This is a genomic window from Paenibacillus sp. GL_099_B (assembly GCF_057835695.1).
Genome location: NZ_CM174430.1, coordinates 3,969,589 through 3,989,515 on the forward strand (window position 1 = coordinate 3,969,589; position 19,927 = coordinate 3,989,515).

The 19,927-nt window shown below is 47.4% G+C and carries 22 protein-coding genes; all 22 read right to left on the bottom strand.

The window, feature by feature from the left end:
* Positions 1 to 185 precede the first annotated feature (185 nt).
* Positions 186 to 1,025: an ABC transporter permease gene (locus tag AC3ITG_RS17930; RefSeq protein WP_489250880.1), complete on the bottom strand. Its 840-nt coding sequence runs from the start codon at positions 1,023 to 1,025 to the stop codon at positions 186 to 188.
* On the bottom strand, positions 1,022 to 2,188 hold the full coding sequence (locus AC3ITG_RS17935; protein WP_489250881.1) for an extracellular solute-binding protein: 1,167 nt from the start codon (positions 2,186 to 2,188) through the stop codon (positions 1,022 to 1,024). The genes AC3ITG_RS17930 and AC3ITG_RS17935 overlap by 4 nt, the downstream gene beginning before the upstream one ends.
* A gap of 14 nt (positions 2,189 to 2,202) precedes the next feature.
* A complete protein-coding gene (locus AC3ITG_RS17940) occupies positions 2,203 to 3,243 on the bottom strand; it encodes an ABC transporter ATP-binding protein (protein WP_489254486.1) in 1,041 nt (346 codons plus the stop codon).
* Between the two features lie 44 nt (positions 3,244 to 3,287).
* Entirely contained in the window at positions 3,288 to 4,112 is an 825-nt protein-coding gene (locus AC3ITG_RS17945; RefSeq protein ID WP_113054293.1) for an ABC transporter permease, read from the bottom strand.
* Positions 4,088 to 5,152 (bottom strand): LacI family DNA-binding transcriptional regulator, encoded by a 1,065-nt coding sequence (locus AC3ITG_RS17950; RefSeq protein WP_489250882.1) that lies wholly within the window; start codon positions 5,150 to 5,152, stop codon positions 4,088 to 4,090. The genes AC3ITG_RS17945 and AC3ITG_RS17950 overlap by 25 nt, the downstream gene beginning before the upstream one ends.
* Positions 5,137 to 5,889 carry a glycerophosphodiester phosphodiesterase gene (locus tag AC3ITG_RS17955; RefSeq protein ID WP_489250883.1) on the bottom strand — a complete coding sequence of 251 codons (753 nt, stop codon included), beginning with the start codon at positions 5,887 to 5,889 and terminating at the stop codon, positions 5,137 to 5,139. Before AC3ITG_RS17955 ends, AC3ITG_RS17950 begins: the two co-directional genes overlap by 16 nt.
* Positions 5,886 to 6,962: a CehA/McbA family metallohydrolase gene (locus AC3ITG_RS17960; protein WP_413371858.1), complete on the bottom strand. Its 1,077-nt coding sequence runs from the start codon at positions 6,960 to 6,962 to the stop codon at positions 5,886 to 5,888. The genes AC3ITG_RS17955 and AC3ITG_RS17960 overlap by 4 nt, the downstream gene beginning before the upstream one ends.
* The gene (locus AC3ITG_RS17965; RefSeq protein ID WP_489250884.1) at positions 6,959 to 7,426 is read right to left on the bottom strand and encodes a hypothetical protein; all 468 of its coding nucleotides are present in this window, start codon (positions 7,424 to 7,426) and stop codon (positions 6,959 to 6,961) included. The genes AC3ITG_RS17960 and AC3ITG_RS17965 overlap by 4 nt, the downstream gene beginning before the upstream one ends.
* A 329-nt stretch (positions 7,427 to 7,755) precedes the next feature.
* Positions 7,756 to 8,085: a metal-sensitive transcriptional regulator gene (locus tag AC3ITG_RS17970; RefSeq protein WP_489250885.1), complete on the bottom strand. Its 330-nt coding sequence runs from the start codon at positions 8,083 to 8,085 to the stop codon at positions 7,756 to 7,758.
* Between the two features lie 149 nt (positions 8,086 to 8,234).
* Positions 8,235 to 8,480, bottom strand: a complete 246-nt coding sequence (locus AC3ITG_RS17975; protein WP_489250886.1) for a glutaredoxin family protein — start codon at positions 8,478 to 8,480, stop codon at positions 8,235 to 8,237.
* Between the two features lie 22 nt (positions 8,481 to 8,502).
* Positions 8,503 to 9,330 (bottom strand): DUF8832 domain-containing protein, encoded by an 828-nt coding sequence (locus AC3ITG_RS17980; protein ID WP_489250887.1) that lies wholly within the window; start codon positions 9,328 to 9,330, stop codon positions 8,503 to 8,505.
* 27 nt (positions 9,331 to 9,357) lie between these two features.
* Complete coding sequence (locus tag AC3ITG_RS17985) at positions 9,358 to 11,790, bottom strand: heavy metal translocating P-type ATPase (RefSeq protein WP_489250888.1); 2,433 nt, start codon at positions 11,788 to 11,790, stop codon at positions 9,358 to 9,360.
* A 29-nt stretch (positions 11,791 to 11,819) separates the two neighbouring features.
* Positions 11,820 to 12,020 carry a copper chaperone CopZ gene (gene copZ, locus AC3ITG_RS17990; RefSeq protein ID WP_163756856.1) on the bottom strand — a complete coding sequence of 67 codons (201 nt, stop codon included), beginning with the start codon at positions 12,018 to 12,020 and terminating at the stop codon, positions 11,820 to 11,822.
* Between the two features lie 362 nt (positions 12,021 to 12,382).
* Complete coding sequence (locus AC3ITG_RS17995) at positions 12,383 to 12,586, bottom strand: heavy-metal-associated domain-containing protein (RefSeq protein ID WP_489250889.1); 204 nt, start codon at positions 12,584 to 12,586, stop codon at positions 12,383 to 12,385.
* A gap of 5 nt (positions 12,587 to 12,591) precedes the next feature.
* Entirely contained in the window at positions 12,592 to 13,230 is a 639-nt protein-coding gene (locus AC3ITG_RS18000) for a nitrite reductase (RefSeq protein ID WP_163756853.1), read from the bottom strand.
* A gap of 33 nt (positions 13,231 to 13,263) precedes the next feature.
* Entirely contained in the window at positions 13,264 to 14,103 is an 840-nt protein-coding gene (locus tag AC3ITG_RS18005) for a DUF8832 domain-containing protein (RefSeq protein WP_489250890.1), read from the bottom strand.
* A 58-nt stretch (positions 14,104 to 14,161) separates the two neighbouring features.
* Entirely contained in the window at positions 14,162 to 14,524 is a 363-nt protein-coding gene (locus AC3ITG_RS18010) for a metal-sensitive transcriptional regulator (RefSeq protein ID WP_489250891.1), read from the bottom strand.
* Positions 14,525 to 14,628: 104 nt separating this feature from the next.
* The gene (locus tag AC3ITG_RS18015; protein WP_489254487.1) at positions 14,629 to 14,961 is read right to left on the bottom strand and encodes a metal-sensitive transcriptional regulator; all 333 of its coding nucleotides are present in this window, start codon (positions 14,959 to 14,961) and stop codon (positions 14,629 to 14,631) included.
* Between the two features lie 75 nt (positions 14,962 to 15,036).
* The gene (locus AC3ITG_RS18020) at positions 15,037 to 16,467 is read right to left on the bottom strand and encodes an MFS transporter (RefSeq protein WP_489250892.1); all 1,431 of its coding nucleotides are present in this window, start codon (positions 16,465 to 16,467) and stop codon (positions 15,037 to 15,039) included.
* A gap of 329 nt (positions 16,468 to 16,796) precedes the next feature.
* Positions 16,797 to 17,921, bottom strand: coding sequence for an N-methyl-L-tryptophan oxidase (gene solA / locus AC3ITG_RS18025; protein WP_489250893.1), 1,125 nt, complete (start codon positions 17,919 to 17,921; stop codon positions 16,797 to 16,799).
* Between the two features lie 315 nt (positions 17,922 to 18,236).
* Entirely contained in the window at positions 18,237 to 18,983 is a 747-nt protein-coding gene (gene map / locus AC3ITG_RS18030; RefSeq protein WP_489254488.1) for a type I methionyl aminopeptidase, read from the bottom strand.
* 27 nt (positions 18,984 to 19,010) lie between these two features.
* Positions 19,011 to 19,706, bottom strand: coding sequence for a TetR/AcrR family transcriptional regulator (locus tag AC3ITG_RS18035; protein ID WP_489250894.1), 696 nt, complete (start codon positions 19,704 to 19,706; stop codon positions 19,011 to 19,013).
* Between the last annotated feature and the right edge of the window lie 221 nt (positions 19,707 to 19,927).

Consider the following 19,927-nt stretch of genomic DNA (forward strand, 5'->3'; position numbering starts at 1 on the left):
GTGTCAGTCCTCGTTCCCTCGTTTGTCTTCTTAAATGTTAAAGCTAAAGTATTCGTTATGTATCATTGTGATGTAAACGGGTTGTTAATTTTCACCTTTGTAAAAAAAGAGAAAGTACTGATCCTGTTTTTCCATCAAAAAAAAGCGCTCCCTATAAAGGAGCACTTCAGCTTTTTGAAACCCGTCTAAATCTTCGCCTTCTCCTCCTCCGCCATCGACCGGATGTAGAAAGCACCCAGCACCGAGCAGAGCAGGAATGAGAAGAAAGCAATCGCTGCGGCTTGTTCGCGCTCCTGGAAAACGCTGAATACCTGCTGCATGGAGACACCAAGCATCTGCGGAGAGTTGGCTCCGATCAGATAGGGCGCAGTGAAAGAGCCGATGACCCCCATGAAGACAAAGGTCAGGGCAACAAGAAATGTCTTGTACGACAGCGGGAAAATAAACCGAGTAAACAGCGTCAGTCTGCCTACACCCACGTCCTTTGCACTCTCAATGATCGATGAAGGAATGCCCGACAGCGCGGAACTGAGCAGCATCGTCGTAAATGGAATGTTGAACCACAGGTTGGCGATGATGATTCCTTTCTCGTCAAAGATGATGCGTGGCAGCGTGATCCCGACCACCTCAAGCATGCGGGCGAGCCAGCCATGGTTGCCAAGCAAGTTGATTAGACCGTAAGTTGCGATGACACCAGGGATGAACAGCGGGATCATGTACGTTTTACGAATCAGATTGACGATTGGCCCCTGGTTGAAGCGCATGTAGATCGCCAGCGTGTAGCTGACCAAGATCACGACAACGCACGTAATGGCAGTCACCCGAAGCGTAAATACGATATTGCTACGCATCCCCTTATCAGTGAACAGATACGTATAGCGGCTCAGATCGTATCCACCCGAACCATTGCTCAGGCTCATGATGAAGGATTGAACAATGGGGATAATGACGACGATCAACAGGATGGCGAAGGAGGGGAGCACCATCGCCAAGCCTGTGATCGACTGTCTGGCTTCCTTACTCATTTCGCGGCAACGTCGCTCTGCCAGCGTTTGTTAATCTCCGTGCCCAGATCCCCGATGTTGAACGTGCGGAAGCCTTCGGCCACACCGTCGAACTTATCCTGCATTTCCTGCGACATGTTGGAAAGCTCAATGCCCGGGAAGCCATTCATTTTGTCGACGATCACTTCCTGCGCTTCAGGGGACAGGACAAAATTCAGGAATTCATTGATCGCTTGCTTCTTGTCCGACTCCTGGTTGACCATCAGATAAGTTGGTCCGCCGTTGAAGCCCGGCGTGATCTGCTGCATCTTAATCGTATCCGGCAACAAACCTTCGTTCAGCTGCTGCAATACCATGTCCGACCAGGCCGGAATTAAGGAAACTTCGCCATTCATTAACAGATCCAGCGTACCCTGGTTTTTCTTCGGATAGATGCCCTGCCCGTAGACATATGGTCCGATCTCTTTGAGCGTGTCGAAACCGCCGTCCCACTTCTCCATGATCGCCGGATCGGAGTTGTGAATGTCTTCTTCCGGCAGGTCTTTGTAGACAATCGTCTGGACGAACGAGCTGCCAGAACCGCCCGTTGACGGGTCATTGTAAGCGAACTGCTCGGGATTGGCTTTGATCCACTGCAACAGCTCGTCCAGCGTAGTTGGCGGATTGGAGATTTTGCTGCTGTCATAGGCCAGAACCACTGCGGACGAACGATACGGAACAGCGAAGTTGTCCACATCCTTCATCGTGTCTGTGTTGACTTTGCTTAGGTTAGGAATGTCTTTCTCGTTCAGTTGCTCCCAAATACCATCCTTTGTGCCCTGCGCGACGGAGGTGATGCCGTCCTCGTACAGGTCGATATCTCCTGAGCCCTTACCCGCTTTCTTAGCGGCTACGATCCGGTCGTAGGTCGGCTCAGCGCCAGTACCGGACGGGATATAGACCAGGTTCACGTCGATATCTGGATGCTGTTTCTCGAACATCGGCTCCAGCGAATCCCACAGATCCTTGACGTTTTGTGAGCCGGTAAAATAGAAGTTAAAAGATACCGGATTGCTCGATGCAGCAGCGTTCCCCTCGGTGTTTGAGGTACTTTTAATCTCGCTTCCGTTTCCACACCCGGCCAGCAATGACATTGACAATCCCACAACAGTCAACAATGATAAAAATGGCTTTTTCATACGCATATCATTCATCCTCCTCAGTTCGATTCATCGACCGGGAATCCGGTCATTTTCGAGATCGAGACGCCGACGTCTTTTCCTACCTGCAGTTGCTCAACGAATTCCTTGTTCAGAAAAGCACGTATAATGCCGAATTCCACCAGTTCCACGGTAACTTCGGCGTAATGTCCAAGAATCATTACCTGCTTGACCTTGCCCACCAAAGTACCTTCACCCATCACAGTACTGCTCACCTGTACGTCTTCTGGTCGGACCGCAGCCGTCACCTGTCCGCTTAACCCCTTCTCGTTCGGCAGGCAAATATGTCCTATCCGGATGTTCCCCCCTTCCGCCACCCCCTTCAGGAAATTCATTTTGCCGATAAAACCGGCGACATATAATGAAGCGGGCTCATCGTAAATCTGCTGCGGAGGAGCAATCTGCTCGATGCGCCCGTGATTCATGACGATAATGCGGTCAGATAACGACAGCGCTTCTTCCTGATCATGCGTGACAAAGACCATTGTCAGCCCGGTCTTCATTTGGATCTCACGCAGCTCCTCACGCATTTCGTGCCTCAGCTTGGCGTCCAGCGCCGAGAAAGGCTCGTCCAACAGAAGTACCGCCGGATTCAGCAACAGAGACCGCGCCAGTGCAACTCGCTGCTGCTGTCCGCCTGAAAGCTCGGCCGGATACTTCTTCCCGAAACCCGACAGTCGAACCAACTTGAGCGCATCTTCAACCGCTGTGCTGATCTCTGCCTTCGGCATTTTGCGGATCTTCAAGCCGAACGCCAGATTGTCGTATACCGACATATGTGACCACAAATTATAGCTCTGGAACACCATCGAGGTCGGCCGTTTCTCCGGTGGCAGTTGAATGACACTCTTGCCTTCGATCAAGATGTCACCGGAGTCCGGTTCGAGAAACCCGCCGATGCTCCGTAGTACGGTAGTTTTCCCGCACCCGGAGGGACCAAGAAGGGTGACCAGCTCGCCTTTTTCGATATCAATGTTGATGCCGCTGACACCGTCACCGGTTTTGTAACGTTTGGCTAACTCTCGTACAGACAACTGCATACTTCTGCCTCCCTTTGCTTCGGAATATAGAACGAAACACATTTTTATTTCATTTGAAAACCGCTCGCCAGCACGTCCGCGCTCACCAGCCGCTGGGCTGCCACCAGCAGAATAATGGTTGGCAGCGTCAGTATGATCGAGAATACGGCTCCGGCGCTGCTCGGAAAGTCGGAAATAATGGAGTACATGACGATTGGCATCGTTTTGTAATCCGGGATGCCGACCAGGAACGTCCCCTGCGCTTCGTCGAGCGAATTGAGGAACGTGAAGATCGAAGCGACCATGATGCCAGGCATCGCCATTGGCAGGGTGATGCTACGGAACACTTTGAACGGGCTCGCCCCGACGTCCCGCGCCGATTCCTCCTGCGCCCGGTGCACGTTGCGGAAGGCGGAGGTCGGAATCCAGGTCATGAACATCAACACGTTGATCATATGAATCAGCACAACGCCTAGCAGCGTATTCATCAGTCCAATCCGGTAGAAAAGGACCGCGATGGAGACGTACAACCCCATTTTCGGAAAGGCGTGCGTCAGCAGGAACGAGAACAGGAACATCCGCTTCAGCGGAAACTGGAGTCTTGCGAAAGCGTACGCTGCTGGGATGCAGACGACGATGGACAGCAGGGTCACCAGGGTAGCAATGAGGAAGGACAATGAGATCGACGAGACAATATCGTCCTTCGCCAGTACAAACTCCCACCATTTGAAGCCCCATACCTGGGGCAGAATGTCCGGATAATTCCACTTTTCACTAAAGGCAAGCACAAGCAGGTTCACCAGCGGACCCGCGAAAAAAACGGCGAACACGGTCAGCAACACAAATTCGATTATTCTTCTCGGACCTACGTGTTTCCAGTACCAAGACATGTTCCGTCCTCCCTTCCATTCGTCGATTGACGAACAATCACTTCGCTTTCGTATTCAATCAGGCGCGGCACGCTCCCCTCGCCGCTAATCAGGCGATCCAGAACCGTTACCGCGTCTCGGCCGATACCAGACGCATCCACACTGACAGTAGTCAGTGATGGGTGGTACATGCCGGCCACTTCAGTATTGTCGTAACCCATAACGGATACTTCCTCCGGAACGCGGACGCCGCGCTCCAGCAGCACCTTCATCGCGCCCAGTGCAAGCATGTCATTTGTACTGAACAGAGCGCTGTATTGTCCCTCCCGGAATGCCGCATAATGCTCCTCCATCAGCTTCCGACCGGAATCGAAGCTCGATTCCGATGACTCGACGACGGTAAACCCGTCCTGTTCAGAACTAACGCCGAGGGATTCCAGCCGTTTTCGGAATCCCTCCAATCGCAGTGAGTGGCTCCGATGCTCGCCCGGTCCGGCGATGATAAAGAATTTGCGGTGTCCGCAGTCATATAAATGCTGTGCCGCCCGTTCTCCACCGGCTTCATCGTTGCTCACGAGATGCACAACGTCCGGATCTTCCGTCGATCCGTTCACCATCAGATAAGGGATATTGAAGTTTTTGACGTAATTGATGACGTTCTTCTGTAGCCGGCTGACGAGGATGAGTCCATCCACCCGCTGTTCCAGCATATAATCGGTGGAGCGTAGCGACATTTCCCTGTCGGTCTTCAGGAAAATTGAGTAGCCCATCTCTTCAGCGGACATCAGTATCTCGTCAATGATTCTGCCGTACAGCGTGTGGGACACGATCGGAAGCCTGTCACGGAAAACGATGACTCCGATGTTGTACGTGCGCTTGGCGACCATCGCCCGGGCGACGGCGCTCGGCTTGTATCGAAGCTGCTTGACCGCCTTGAGAACGCGATCCCGGACTTCGGGACTCGCGTATCCGTTTCCGGAGATAACCCGAGAAGCGGTCGATTTCGATACACCGGCCAGTTGGGCCAGTTCCCGCAAACTATGATTCAGCTTATTGTCCAATCCCTATTCTCCTTTGCAAAATCCGTTTCTTCCCGGACAGCAATCAGCTTCGCCGGATCACGGGTTGTTATCGAATCGACGCCCAACTGTGCAAGTCGCCGCATGTCGTCAGCCTCCATGACCGTCCAGACGTAGATAGCCAGACCGCTCCGCTGCACAGCTTCCATTAGTTCTGGCTGAACTAGCTGATACGGCACGTTAATCCCAAAGCAGCCGGCTTCGCGAGCATTTGTACACGCCTGGAACATTGCCTCTTCGTAGCTCAGACTCCCGAAGCTTTGCATGTTCACATTAAGCAGCCTGCGGATGCTTGGAGCGTTCCGGCTAGCTTTAACCGCTGACCCGTATTCGCAGCCACTGATAAACACCATCTCCTCCATGCCCATCCGATCAACCAGGGCGGAGACCGGTCCCAGAGCGCTGTCTGTTTTGATATCAAGATTCATGATTTTACCTGCTTGGCGTATCTGTTCAAGCACATCCTGAAGCGTCGGAATGGGTGCTAATCTAGCGGTGTTCAACTCCTTCAGTGTCATTTCTGCAAGACTGCCTCGGCTTCCATCTGCCAAAACGATATCGTCATCGTGGGCGAGCACCGGCACACCGTCCTGAGTCGATCGAATATCGTCTTCGTAAATATCCACGCCAAGTTTTAAAGCCGCCTGAAGTGACTCGAAAGAATGATTGGGATGGCCCATGCAGCCAGTATGGGCTGTGATCAGCGGAAATTTGTTCATTGCGAGTATCCTCCTTCTTCGAAATAGATGGCGTTGGTAAAGGCGATCAGCACATGGACCCCTCGTACGGTTCCCCACAGCTCGGCGCGAATCCACCTACGGGGGGTATCTAGAGCGGACTCCCTCAGTTGGGCTTCAAATTGCATTATCTGTTCGTCCGATGAAGACGGAATTTCAAGGTTAAGCTCCTCGCCCAGATTGGAACACAGCTTCAATCTGCAGACCTGCTTCGGTAGCGACCACAGTCCGGTGCGTACCGAGAAGTCCAGCGTCAAGTTCGCCCGGATCGGCTCCTCTGCAGCTTCCCGTCTCTCGACTACTGTTGGAACCGTAGAGCCTATTGCATAGAATGCACCCCCAGCTTCCAGCGTCAGGGTCAGCAGAGGACCTATCGTTACGGACGCGCGCCCTTCCCGCAGCGCTTGGATAAGCGTTTCTTCATGGAGCCAAAGGGCTGTCGAGTCCTCGTTCCCCGCCACTGCGTCGTCCTCGATGCCGAGGTAAGTAACCGAGATCGGATCGTCTGTCTCGCCCTGCGCGTGCCAGTCCCTGCCTGAAGTGGCCGCAATCCGATATCCTTCATTCAGCTTGTATGTCCACAGATCAAAAGCCCGCCGATTGTTTGTCTGAATGGAAGGGAACGTACCGGACCAGACTTCGATGTAATCGACAGCGGACCAGTTCCCAATCTCGTATTCCCAAAAGCAACCGGTACAGGCCGGACTGCCGATTCGGAAGGGATGAGCAAGCCCGGCGATTCCACCGAGGCGATGCACGTTCTCGATCCCCTCATCGATCCCATCACGATCCGCTTGACGCCAGTCGGCAAAAGCGCTCAGTCCTATCGTCACCATATGGCCGTAAAAAGTTGTCCACTCCATGCCGGGGATGATTCGCAGTCCGTACCTCTGCTCGATTTCCTCTTTGCCACTCAGGCCGGACATCGTGTTGTGATCGGTCAGCGCGATGGCGTCGAAGCCCAGATTTGCTGCTCCCGCTGCCAGTTCTCCCAGCGACTGACTGCCATCGCTGTGCAGCGTATGTGTATGCAGTTCACAGGCGAACCACTTCATATCGAGCCCTCCTCTGTCGTCCAGATTTCCAGTTGATAATCGCAAGTATCGGTCACGATGCAGTGCAGGCTTAATGTGACGCTCCAGGGCCCCGGAACCAGCTCGCCCGCCATAAGGCCGGGCGAAGCTTCTCTCTCCGATACGTATAGATCCTGCACCTCGTCTTGGCGGTGGCACGCCCCTCGGTATCCCCGCGCATCGTCCAGCGAGAGTGTGATTAGATTTTTCAGGGGGAGATGCCGGTCAGCATTGGCAATCGCGTATTCCCGATTTTCCGGCAAAATGTATAGATCGTAACTGTCCTTTAGCAGCCGTAGCGCCTTCTCCCGATTTTCGAGCGTCTTCGGCGTATATTGTAATCGCAGGTTCAGCTTCCCACAGCCCTCTTCCAACTCAAAAGGAATGCGGATATGTGTTTGGGAATCCTCCGGAGATGCGTACCCTTTTAGATCCAGCAGCTTCATTGCGGCGCACCACCTTTCATTAATCCGTTATCTTCATGACTTACGTTATGCACTTCTTGCTGAATGTGGGACCGTTCCCACATCTAATACTTATGTTACGGGTAAAAAATCAGGTCCGTATCTGCATCGTGTTAATATTCTGTAAATGCAAAAAAGACCAGACTTCTATTAAAAGAAGACTGGCCATTTTATCTTTTTATCGCTAGATTGTTTTCGCACTGCATACGAGGGGCAGCAGATGCAAAAAACGAGCTGCGCGGAATCATGCCGTAATGGCGGCCCGAATGCAAAAAAAGGTGGAGAATCAATGTGATCCCTCCCCCTTTCTGTTATTTAATTAGCTTATTTACGGTAGTCATCAGTTCATCCAAAACTTCGCGGTCGCCTTCTTGAATCCGTTCAATGACACAACTCTTTAAATGGTGTTCAAACAGCTGTTTACCTAACCCATTAAGAGCCGATTGTATTGAAGCGATTTGATGCAACACATCATCACAGTACGTGTCTTTTTCGATCAGTCCCTTTACCCCGCGTACTTGCCCTTCGATACGATTCAGCCGATGAATCAAACTGAGCTTTGTTTTTTCGGAATGATGACTTTTCCGCTCTGTAGAAGATGTATGGTCAACTGAGGTGACCTCGTGTGTTGTTTTATCCATTTGAATCAACTCCTTTTATTCAGATTAACATCCCCCACCCCCCTATGTAAAGTGAGGCTCCTTTTAGTAAGTTTCCTTTGATCGAAAAAGCAGCTCAACTTGAGCGTGAGCTGCTTTTTCCGTGAACTACATATAAACAGACAGTCACTTTACTCTTTATTCAACAATTCGCTTATTTCACTGAGATTCTCCGCGAAGCCGATAAACACCTTATCGCCAATCACAATCGTCGGCACAATCTGTTTTCCAGTCAAGTTCCACACTTCTTCTGGATACTTTGGATTTTCTGTGCAGTCAAAGTCTGTATAGGGAAGCTCATTCTCTTTGAAAAACCGTTTAGCATAACTGCAGTCACTACAGGTAGGAATCGTATAGATTTTAATTGTTTTTTCCATGCTCGGTACACTCCTTATCGAATCATTTGATGTCGACTGCGAAAGGTACAGTAAAAACTTCTCCTTGGTGCTGAAATTGGCCCCATATTTTATAAGTCCCACTTTTCGGAAAGGAAGTCATAAACTCCGCTTTCGGACCGGTCGCTTTTTCGTCCATTGGATGAACATGGAGATATTGCTCCGCATCATCTGATAATATAACGACATGTCCTACAGCATCCAGATATTGCTCCAGGTTGCTAATCCCTTTCTTTGTTTGTGCGTCAACAATATTAAACGTAAGTGTGATTTCATCTTTCGCCGTTGTGTTGCTTATGGTAAGTTCAATTTCTTTACCATCAACAACTTTCACAAGCTTTGTATCAGCTTCTATAGGCTCCAGTGCTTTTTCTTCTCCCTCCACTTTCACCCATTCACTGAGCGTAGTACTCGATCCGCCTTTTGGAAGGATGTCTGCAAAGAATTTGTATCCTCCACCTTTCAGAAACGTTGTATTGATTTTGAAATTGCCGTTTCCATCGTACTCAGGGTGAATGTGGCTAAAGTAGGAGAGGTCTTTATTAACAACGATGAGATGGAGCAATTTCTCATGGCTTCGTTCAAATTCTTTGACCAAGTTGCCCTCATTGTCTTTAATTTGAATATTCAATTCCACATTCGTGTTCGTTTTTGCTACTCCAGATGCAAACGTAAATGAAGCTTTAAGGTTACTTGCAGTCTGTACGCTACTATCGTGATCACCATGACCGATGTGACTATGACTGGTGCCACCATGGCCGTCTGAATGATTACTTTCCTTTGGATTTCCATAGTGCGGCAGTACGCCGAAGGCAAGAATATTTCTTATCATAAAAATATCGCTCCAATCTGATCCTATTTAGTTTCGTATTTTCACACGTTGCAAACGAAGCGCGTTAAGAACAACGGAAACCGAACTCATTGCCATCGCTGCACCGGCAACCCACGGTGCTAACAAACCAATCGCAGCAATTGGAATCCCTAGTGTGTTATAACCAAGCGCCCAAAACAGGTTTTGCTTAATATTTCTCATGGTCTTACGGCTCATGTAAATCGCATCAGGAATGCTGGACAGGTCTCCGCGCATAAGGGTAACATCTGCAGCTTCCATGGCTACATCTGTCCCTGTGCCAATTGCCATACCAATGTCTGCCGTCGCAAGGGCCGGCGCATCATTGATACCGTCTCCGACCATCGCCACTTTTTTGCCTTGAGCTTGTAGTTTTTTCACTTCTTCTGCTTTTCCTTCAGGCAAAACCTCAGCCCGTACATGGTCAATACCCACTTGAGCCGCGATGGCCTTAGCTGTCCGTTCATTGTCGCCAGTAATCATGATGACCTGAATTCCCATCTCTTTTAGACGACTCACTGCAGCTTTGGACGTTTCCTTAATTGTATCCGCCACAGCAATCATACCTGCATATCGATCATCAATCGCAACCAGCATGGCTGTCTTGCCTGACTCCTCTAAACGAGACATCGGTTCGTAAGCTGCCTTCGCGTTAACTTTATACTTTTCCATCAATCGGCGTGTACCAATCAGTAATTGTTTCCCTTCTACAACGGCCTTGATTCCGAATCCTGGAATGGCTTCGAACGATTCTGTTCTCGGCAGCTCAATATTTCTTTCCTGGATGCCTACCACGATCGCTTCCGCAAGCGGATGCTCCGAATTTTTCTCCGCCGCGCCGACCAGTCTTAGGAATTCTGACTCGTTACCTTCAGCTAATACATCTGTCAGTTCGGGCTTGCCTTTTGTTACCGTACCGGTTTTGTCGAGAATGATCGCATCGATCTTATGGGTCTGTTCCAGATGTTCTCCACCCTTAAACAAAACACCAAGTTCAGCCGCGCGTCCCGATCCCGCCATGATTGACGTCGGAGTTGCCAATCCAAGCGCACATGGGCAAGCAATAACCAGTATGGCAATTGCTTTTTCCAAAGCTCCTGCGAAATCGTTGGGTGTCACGAGGAAATACCACACCAAGAAAGCAACGACCGCGACGCCAACAACAATTGGAACAAATATACCCGAGATTATATCCGCTACCCGTTGAATTGGTGCTTTGGAGCCTTGTGCTTCTTCCACAACTTTGATAATTTGCGCAAGCGCCGTTTCTTTGCCGACTTTCGTTGCTTTGATTCGAAGAATACCGTTTTTATTAATCGTGGCTCCAATAACCGCATCTCCGGCTTTCTTCTCCACAGGGAGACTTTCGCCCGTAAGCATGGATTCGTCTACCGACGACACGCCCTCAAGCACTTCTCCATCCACCGGCAGTTTATCCCCTGGACGGACAAGAACGACATCCCCTACGATGACTTCATCCACCGGAATCGTCAGCTCTTTGCCATCGCGAATGACCAAAGCCGTTTTCGCTTGTAATCCCATCAAGGATTTAATTGCTTCGGAGGTCCGGCCTTTCGCGTTTGCTTCGAAAAGTTTCCCCATAATGACCAACGTAATCAGAACTGCACTTGTCTCGTAGTACAAGGACGGTCCATGATGCATACTGTCACCCATCGCATACCAATCGAGGGTCAAGTACAGGCTGTAGAAATAAGCAGCGGAGGTTCCAAGTGAAACCAGAACGTCCATATTCGCACTGCGATTGCGCAGCGCCTTATATGCGCCTACATAAAACTGTTTACCAATATAAAATTGCACCGGAGTGGCCAAAATAAGTTGAACCCAAGGATTCATCAGAAAATCTGGCATGTACATCCATGAGGTAAACGAAAAGTGAGCAACCATCGTCCATAACAGCGGGAAGGAGAAAATCGCCGAAATTAACAATTTCCGTTTCTGCTGACGTATTTCATTAAGACGGTGGTCATCCGCATTTTGATTCTCCTGCTTGATCATGGCTTTATAGCCAAGCTTTTTGACTTTGTTTTGCATATCCTCAATCGTGACATCTCCCGATGAATACTCCACGCGAGCCGTTTCCATCGCGAAGTTTACAGTCGCATTTGTAACGCCTGGCAACTTGCTTAGTCCCTTTTCGATTTTGTTAGCACAAGCAGCACACGTCATGCCTTCGAGATTAAACTGCGCAACTTCCGTAACAGTGCCGTATCCAAGCTTTTTAATGGTTTCCTCTAGAGTATTCCTATCCACTTTTACCGGATCGTACGTTACATTTGCTTTTTCCAACGCAAAGTTTACGTTAGCTGAAGAGACTCCTTCCATTTTATTGAGGCCTTTCTCAATTCGGTTTGCGCAAGCGGCGCAAGTCATACCAGTAATTTGCAAAGTTGATTGCTTATTCTGAGCGGCTGTTGATTCCACAAAGATTCACTCCCTCGTTGTCAATTGACTTACACCACGTCGTATCCCTGATCTTCTACGGTCTCCTTAATTCGATCGATTGTTATTTGATTTTCATCAAACGACACATCCACTGTGTTCTTCTTAAGATCAACCTTCCCTTTAGCCCCAATTTCTTTAAGTGCGCCTTCAATGGAGTTGACGCAATGTTGGCAGCTCATACCTTCAACTTGAAGTGTAATGTTTTTCATTTTTCCTCATCCCTTCGTTCTGATATATTTATTAACGCCCTTCTTAAATATAGTATACCCCCCTACCCTATAATAGTCAACATGCTTTCTCTTTTGTTTCATCGTCACTCTCTCTTGAACTCGCTCCATGATGAGCTTTTGAGATACTGCTCATACAAAAGCGTACCCTTTCCATTCACAGCGGAATGATTTAATTCAGTGAAATTTAGTATAATTGAGCAAACCCGGTCGAGCTTCGACCGGGTTTGCTCATTACACCACAAATTTCAGTTAGATCCTCAAAACCAATGAAATCCAGATAAACTGTACTTTATAATGGCGTTTGGCAAAATTATAGTCATAGCAGCTTTGGATGGTCACTGTCACACCAGAACGTTATAACCCTTTTTCCGAATGGCTTCCTCAATTTCGGAAATCTGAATTTTTTCTTCGTCAAACCGAACATCTATCGTGCCCTGCTCAAAATTCACTTGCCCTTCAGCTCCGATTTCATTGATCGCACTTTCAATTCTAGGAACACAAGAACGGCAAGTCATGCCTTGTACTTGAAGGCTTACCTCTTTCATAGTTTTCACCTCCTTTCAATGGATTTCTCTGCAATCTGTTGCAACTGCTCAAGCGAAATCCGTTTTACGAATTTGCTGAACTTTTCCTTGCCTTTTGCCTGTTCTTTATAAAAATCAATGATGCCTGTAACAGCGCAAATAAGCTGATCTTCCGTGATTTCTGAACAAAGCAATTTGGCGAAGGACGTTTTAAGTCCCTTCGATTCACCGCCAACGTAAATATCAAACTTATCGCGCATTTTGACAACGCCGATATCCTTAATCAGCGGTTCGCTGGTACCTAATGCGCAACCCGCATAGCCGATTTTTAGCGGTGCAGGTGTCTCGATGCCAGCTATTGCTTTATTCAAGGTTTTGGCTGTTTCAAGCCCAGCTTCTTCGGCACCTTTACAGAAATTGCAGGCAATTAGACTTTTGGTTACAAACCCCGCAGGATTCACTTCAAGGCCAATACGCTCAAGTTCTTCCTTGATTGCTTCTCTTTGCTCGATCGGCACTTCTGCATAGAGCTGTTTGAAAGTGGTCATTTCCACTTTAGCATCTGTTCCTACGCTATTTCCGATTTTTACAAGTTGGTTTGGCGTGAACAAGCTACCGCCAAGTTGAATCACTGGGCTTATGGCAATTTTGATTTTTTCAACCACAATTCTTCCTCTCCTCAGTTCAAACTTAACGAATCACTCGATATCGACTACGAAAGGTACAGTAAAAACTTGCCCTTGATGCTGAAATTGACCCCATATTTTATAGATTCCACTTTTCGGAAAGGAAGTCATAAACTCTGCTTTCGGACCAGTCGCTTTTTCGTCCACTGGATGAACATGGAGATATTGCTCCGCATCATCTGATAATATAACTACATGTCCTACAGCACCCAAATATTGCTCTAGATCACTAATGTCTTTCTTCGTTTGCGCGTCAACCATATTAAACGTAAGTGTGACTTCGTCTTTCGCCGTTGTGCTGCTTAAAGTAAGTTCAACTTCTTTGCCATCAGCAAATTTCACAAGCTTTGTATCAGCTTCTATAGGCTCCTGCTCTTTTTCTTCTCCCTCTACTTCCACCCACTCACTGAGTGTGGTGCTCGCTCCACCTTTTGGCACAAAATCTGAAAAGACTTTGTACTCACCTCCATTTGGAAACGATGCTTCAATCACAAAATTTCCATTTGTATTATAATCAGGATGAATGTGGTTAAAGTAAGAGAGGTCTTTACTAACCACAATAAGGTGCATCAATTTTTCATGACTCCATTCGAACTCATTTACTGAATTGCCATCGGAATCCATAATTTGAATATTCAAATCTGAATTTTCGGTTGCTTTCACTGTTCCAGATGCAAATGAAAATGACGCTTTAAGGCTATTTGCTGGTTGTTCCTTAGTATCATGGTCACCGTGCTCTCCATGGCCAGTACTTGGAGTTGCTGAATTTTCATTTTTTTTGGAGGTACCGCATGCAGACAGCACACCGAGGACCAAAACAACTGTTAAAATAAGCATCATTTTTCTTTGCATTTTGAATATTCTCTCCTGTTCAATAGTAATTTTTAATATTTTGAAGTGTAATGTTTTTTTATTTTTCCTCTTCCTTTCGATTGACCAAAATAGACATTGTTTTTAGCATTTCTTGTGCGATGGATTCGCTATGTTTTGAGTCGGCGCTTGCCGCGTATGACTTCAAATGATTCGACATGAGCAATATACCGACTGCGCTCAAAGCGGAATGGATAGCCTCGACCTGGTTTAAGATTTGATCACAATAATCATCCCGTTCCATTTGCCTCTGTACTCCGCGAACCTGTCCTTCAATTCGATTCAATCTCATCTGGATGGAGAGTCGATCCTTCAGAGTCAGGTAATTTGATTCTTGATTTTTAGGAAATGAATATATTGATTCATTCGTATCCAATATCATCCACCAACTCTTCTTAAGCATTTTTAGTATACCCACCCACCCTATATTGAGTCAGTATATTTTTACCATACCCATCTACCCTATATTAACAAAAAAAAGAAAAAGGTGTGAGTAGTATCCCAAGTTTATTTTATTAACTTATTCATGGTTACCATAAGCTCTGTTAACACCTCGGAGTCCCCTTCTTGGATCCGCTCGATGACACAGCTTTTGAGATGATGCTCCAATAAGAGCTTTCCGACCCCATTCAAAGCCGATTGTACCGAGGAGATTTGGGTCAGTACTCCATCGCAATACGTATCTTTTTCAATGAGTCCTTTAATGCCGCGTACTTGCCCCTCGATCCGATTCAATCGGCTTAGTATACTGTTTTTTACTTTATCCGAATGATGACTTTTTCTTGGTGTTCCATCAGCAGAGCAGCAACTCGAATCATTTCCGCCTTCATGTTCAAGCATTTCTGTATCCATGTGCACATAGCTCACCTCCTCATAAAAGATTACCTATACCCATTACCCTATACAAAGTTATAACTATACGCCCGTTTGTTTACCCGGCTTCGGAGAGCGGATAAACAGAATTGCCAGGATAGCACCTGCGATAGCGATAATTCCTGACCATAGGAACGCTTGCTGAAACCCTTCGTTCAACGCAATTAACTGATCAGCACCAGCTTGGGAAGCTGTTCTTGATGCAGCAATCGCAACCATGATGGCCAGACTTATCGCTGAGCCGATCTGATAGCTTGTATTAGTAAGGCCGGATGCGAGCCCTGACTCTTCCGGCTTGGCTCCCGACATGGCAGACATGGTAGCCGGAATATAAGCAAGCGACATACCAAGCGCGCCTAGTAGTGAGGCTGGAAGTACATTTGTTGCGAAATTACCATCAACCGGTGTGTTTGTTGCAAAGAGTAATAACGATCCTCCAAGAGCTATCAATCCGATAACCACATTGGATTTCACGCCAATTTTTCCGATCAATTTACCGGAAACAAAAATCATACATATGGCAATAAGTACGGTCATAGGTAGCAAACCAAGTCCACCTGCGAAAGCAGAAAACTTCAATACTTGCTGCAAATAGAGATTAAGGAAAAACCATAACGGAATCCAAGCGGCGGACAGCATAATGAGTGCGATATTACCTGCTGCCAAGTTTGGCGCCTTAAAGATCCTGAGAGGAATAAGCGGTTCTTTTTTTACAGCCTGAATGATTAAGAACAGAATAAATAATACGGCCCCCAAAACTAGTGTCCATACGGTAGTCGGTGCGCTCCATCCATTGTGTTCAGCAGTAACAATGCCGTACACCACCAGTACCAATGAGGCTGTTACGGAGATAGAGCCGATAACATCGATACTTCCTTTTCTTCGAACCCCTTTTGATAAAATTCTAGGGGCTACAAGCATGGCAACGATGCCGATCGGTACGTTAATCAGAAATGTCCATTCCCAGCTTAACCACTCGGTTATAACACCTCCTAGAAATACACCAGCCGATCCGCCGGCAGCAGCAGAAGCACCCCAAAACCCTAATGCTTTACCTAACTCTTTGGGGTTACCACTAAACAACATCATGACTATGGTTAATGCTGAGGGGGCAATTAATGCGGAACCAAATCCTTGCAATGCACGCCCGATGTTAAGCGACTCCTCGTTCCAAGCCACACCTGCAAGCAAAGAAGCTAACGTTAGGATCGAAAATCCCCACATGAACATGCGTCGCTGCCCAAACAGATCGGATAAACGCCCACCGAGTAACAGCAAACCGCCAAAGAAAATGACATATGCATTAAATACCCATTGCAAATTAGCCTGTGTATATCCGAGCGCTTCTTTGATTGCCGGCAGCGCAACCCCAATAATTGAGGTATCCATAATAACCATAAAATTTGCAATGCATAACAAAGCCAGTGCTTTCCAACGCCTTGGATCCGGCAGAGAAAGAGCTTGATTCATCATAGTATACTCTCCTTGTATATATCTTTTTTTGCTCTGACGGCCGTCAAAAGCGAGATCAAAATTATTACAAAAATTTCCCTTGCCGACAACTATATAGTATAGCCCCCTACCCTATATTGTCAATTCAAATTTTAATATGCTGGACTTAAATCAGATAGTTGATGATGAAAAGAGTAATGCTCACAAATGAAGTTTCTCTTTAATGGGTTCTTATTAGAGGTTTTGGAGGATCCTGCCCGATAACTAACAAGGCTGCCGATTTATGTCGGCAGCCTTGTTAGTTATCGTAATTGTTAAGCCATAGTTACTTGATAGTTTAATAATTTTTATTAAAATCGATTGATTGAAAATGGAGAAATATTATGTTCCGTTTTCCCTGAAATAATCAAATCACTTAAAATCTGTCCAACTACACTACTAAATTTAAAGCCATGTCCTGAGAAACCTGATGCAATGGCAACGTTAGGATAGTTAGGATGTGTATCGATAATGAAATCTTCGTCAGGAGTCATTGTATACATACACGTTTTACCGAACTTCAATTCTTGTGCTGAGGGCATATAGTGTTGTAAAAATTGTTTTGGATCTGTTGTGTCTTCCTCTAGTTCACCAAATCCCAGGATGGCTTCATCTGGATTGATTGTATCTCCTCCATCATGTCGGCCTACTTTTAATCCAGAACCATCGATGCTTGGAAAACCATAATAATGTCCGTGAGATGTCTCAAACGAAAAGGCTGGGAACTCCTTATGATTATATAAATCTTCATTAGTATCAAACCAAGCAAATGTTTTTCTTATAGGATTAAGAGGAAGATTTAGATCCAACATGGAAAGGAGACTTCCTGACCAGGCCCCTGCTGAAACTACTAACGAACTAGCACTAAAAGTATGATTATCGGTCTTGATGTTAACTTTTTTATCATGAACCATGATTTCTTTTACTTTACTATTGGTTATGATGGTAGCTCCGTTTTGCTCTGTGAGTTCTCGATATGCTTCAATGCATTCCTCACATTTCAACACTCCTGAAGTTGGTTCGAAGCAACCAATGTAGTTGTTCGGTAAAGTGATGCCTGGCCAACGCTTATTTACTTCAATGGAATCTAAAATCTCAAGTGGTAATGAATAGGTTTTTGAGCTTGAAATGATATTTTGGATAAAATCTGTTTTCTCGTAACCCACGTTTAGAACCCCAGTAGGGAGAAATAATTGTTTTCCCGACACTTTCTCTAAGTCATTCCATAATTCTTGAGCCTTGAGCGCCAACGGAACATAATTTTCACCTTCACCATACGCGTGTCTAATGATTCTCGTCTCTCCGTGATGACTGCCTTTGTTATGGGGCGGGTTAAAGGAATCTATTAATAATGTACTTTTCCCACTCTTGGATAAAAAATAACCAGCCGCCATCCCCATCGAACCTGCTCCAATTACAATTACGTCATAATGCATTGTAAGTTACCTCCTTGTAAGAAATCCCCATGTAACTTAAGTATTAAGTATGGCTAGTATTCTCCTATATTACTAATGATTCTAACACTTAACAATTGCTCCAACCTGAAGATGATATCCAAGTCATAATAAAAAAACCGCATAACAACGCGGTTTTCTTAGATTCGTAAATTTACTAACCTGTAAAAAACTTCCCTGGTCCCAAGCTGCCTCCACTCTTTTTCGTCGTTTTCGTTTACGAATTTACGTCAGGATCAGCTGGTAGGTTGGCGACCTATTTACTAAAATGATGCGCCCGTCCGTTCGCATTTAATCTTACTGAGCCGTTAAAATCAGCGGTCCGTCCGACGTTATTGCGATCGTATGCTCATATTGCGCCGACAACTTGCCGTCGGCCGTTCTCGCCGTCCACCGATCGTCGTCTATCGTGATACGGAACGTACCTTCGTTAATCATCGGTTCAATCGTAAACACCATACCTTCCTTTAATCGAATGCCTTTGCCGGCTACGCCGATATGCTCATAGGTCGGCTCCTCGTGCAAGCTCCGTCCGATCCCGTGCGCCAGCAGATCGCGTACGACCGAATACCCGTGCGCTTCCGCATGCTGTTGAATCGCCGACGTTATGTCGCCGAGCCGCCCCCCGGGTATAGCCCGGGCAATCCCCAGATCCAAGCATTCCTTTGTCACCTTCATTAATTTTTGCACTTCCGGCCGAATATTGCCCACCGCATAGCTCATGCACGAATCGCCGAACCATCCCCCGTATTCCACGACGATGTCGAGTTTCAGCAAGTCGCCGTCCATGATTACGCGGTTCGAAGGAATCCCGTGGGCCACCACATCGTTAATGGAAATGCAGGTTTCGGCGGGGAAACCGTTATACCCTTTCGTAAACTGCTTGCCACCCATCTTGGTGATATGGCTGGCAACAAAATCATTGATTTCTAGCGTGGTTATCCCAGGCTCAATCAGTTTGGTCACCTTGCGGTAGCAGTCCGCAACGATTTGGCTCGCCGGCTTCATCTCTTCGATTTCCCTAGGTGATTTTATAATGATCATCTTTTGTTTATTCACTCCTTATGCATCCTATAATTTTAAAAACCGGACGATATCCCTTGCCTCTTCGTGCAGCTTTTCGCGGCGCAGCGAAAGCGAGGCGCAGCCAACCAAGGCGGCCACCAGCATTTCCGCACGCTGTAGCCGATACGGCTGCTCCGCCGCGTTTCCGCCGAAAGCAGCATCCTCGTCCGCCGCACGCCCGGTGTCCACCAGCGCAGCAAACGGCGCGAGCACCTCATCCTGAAAAGCAGCCGTGAGCTTGGTCGAGCGTGCTTCAGGTAGCGAGGCAAAGCCCTCAAGAGCCAGCTTATACAGCAGGTATAGGGCGTGGTCCTCCGCCCAAAGCTGCAGAAGCCGGACGCTGGCTGCGGCGACGGTGCCAAGCTCTGCGGAAGCGGGCGTTTCGTGGCTTCGGCTTCGGGAATCCACAGCAGCCAAGTCGAAATGCCCGCCCGCTGGCTCCTCTCCCAAAGCCGAGGTGCGCGGGGCCTCAGGCCATTCCCCGGCCCGCTCCAAAGCGTCCCACAGCAGATCGTGGAGCAAATCGCCCTTATTGCTGTAATAGTGGTATACCGTGCCATACCCGAGTCCCGCCTGAACGGCCACATCCCGAATTTCAAGTAAAGGCCCTTTATTCAGAAACACATCGGCAGCGGCTTTACGGATTTGCGCCAGACGCCGCAGCCGGATCTCTTCGTTTTGTTCCTTCGTGCGTGGAGTCATATCGTCCGCTCACCTCTTTTGTTTTTGACCTACTCTTATGTCAATATAAAGCATTGGCTTGCGAATAACAACCCACGACAGAACGATTTTTATTTTCTTATCAAGGCAAGCTCATCATTGCTGATGGTTAACATTGTGTTTTGGATGACTAAGGAATAATCCTTGAGCAAATCCGATGTCATACTCTCTTTAGTATTTCCATAACTGGAACGAGAAATCTT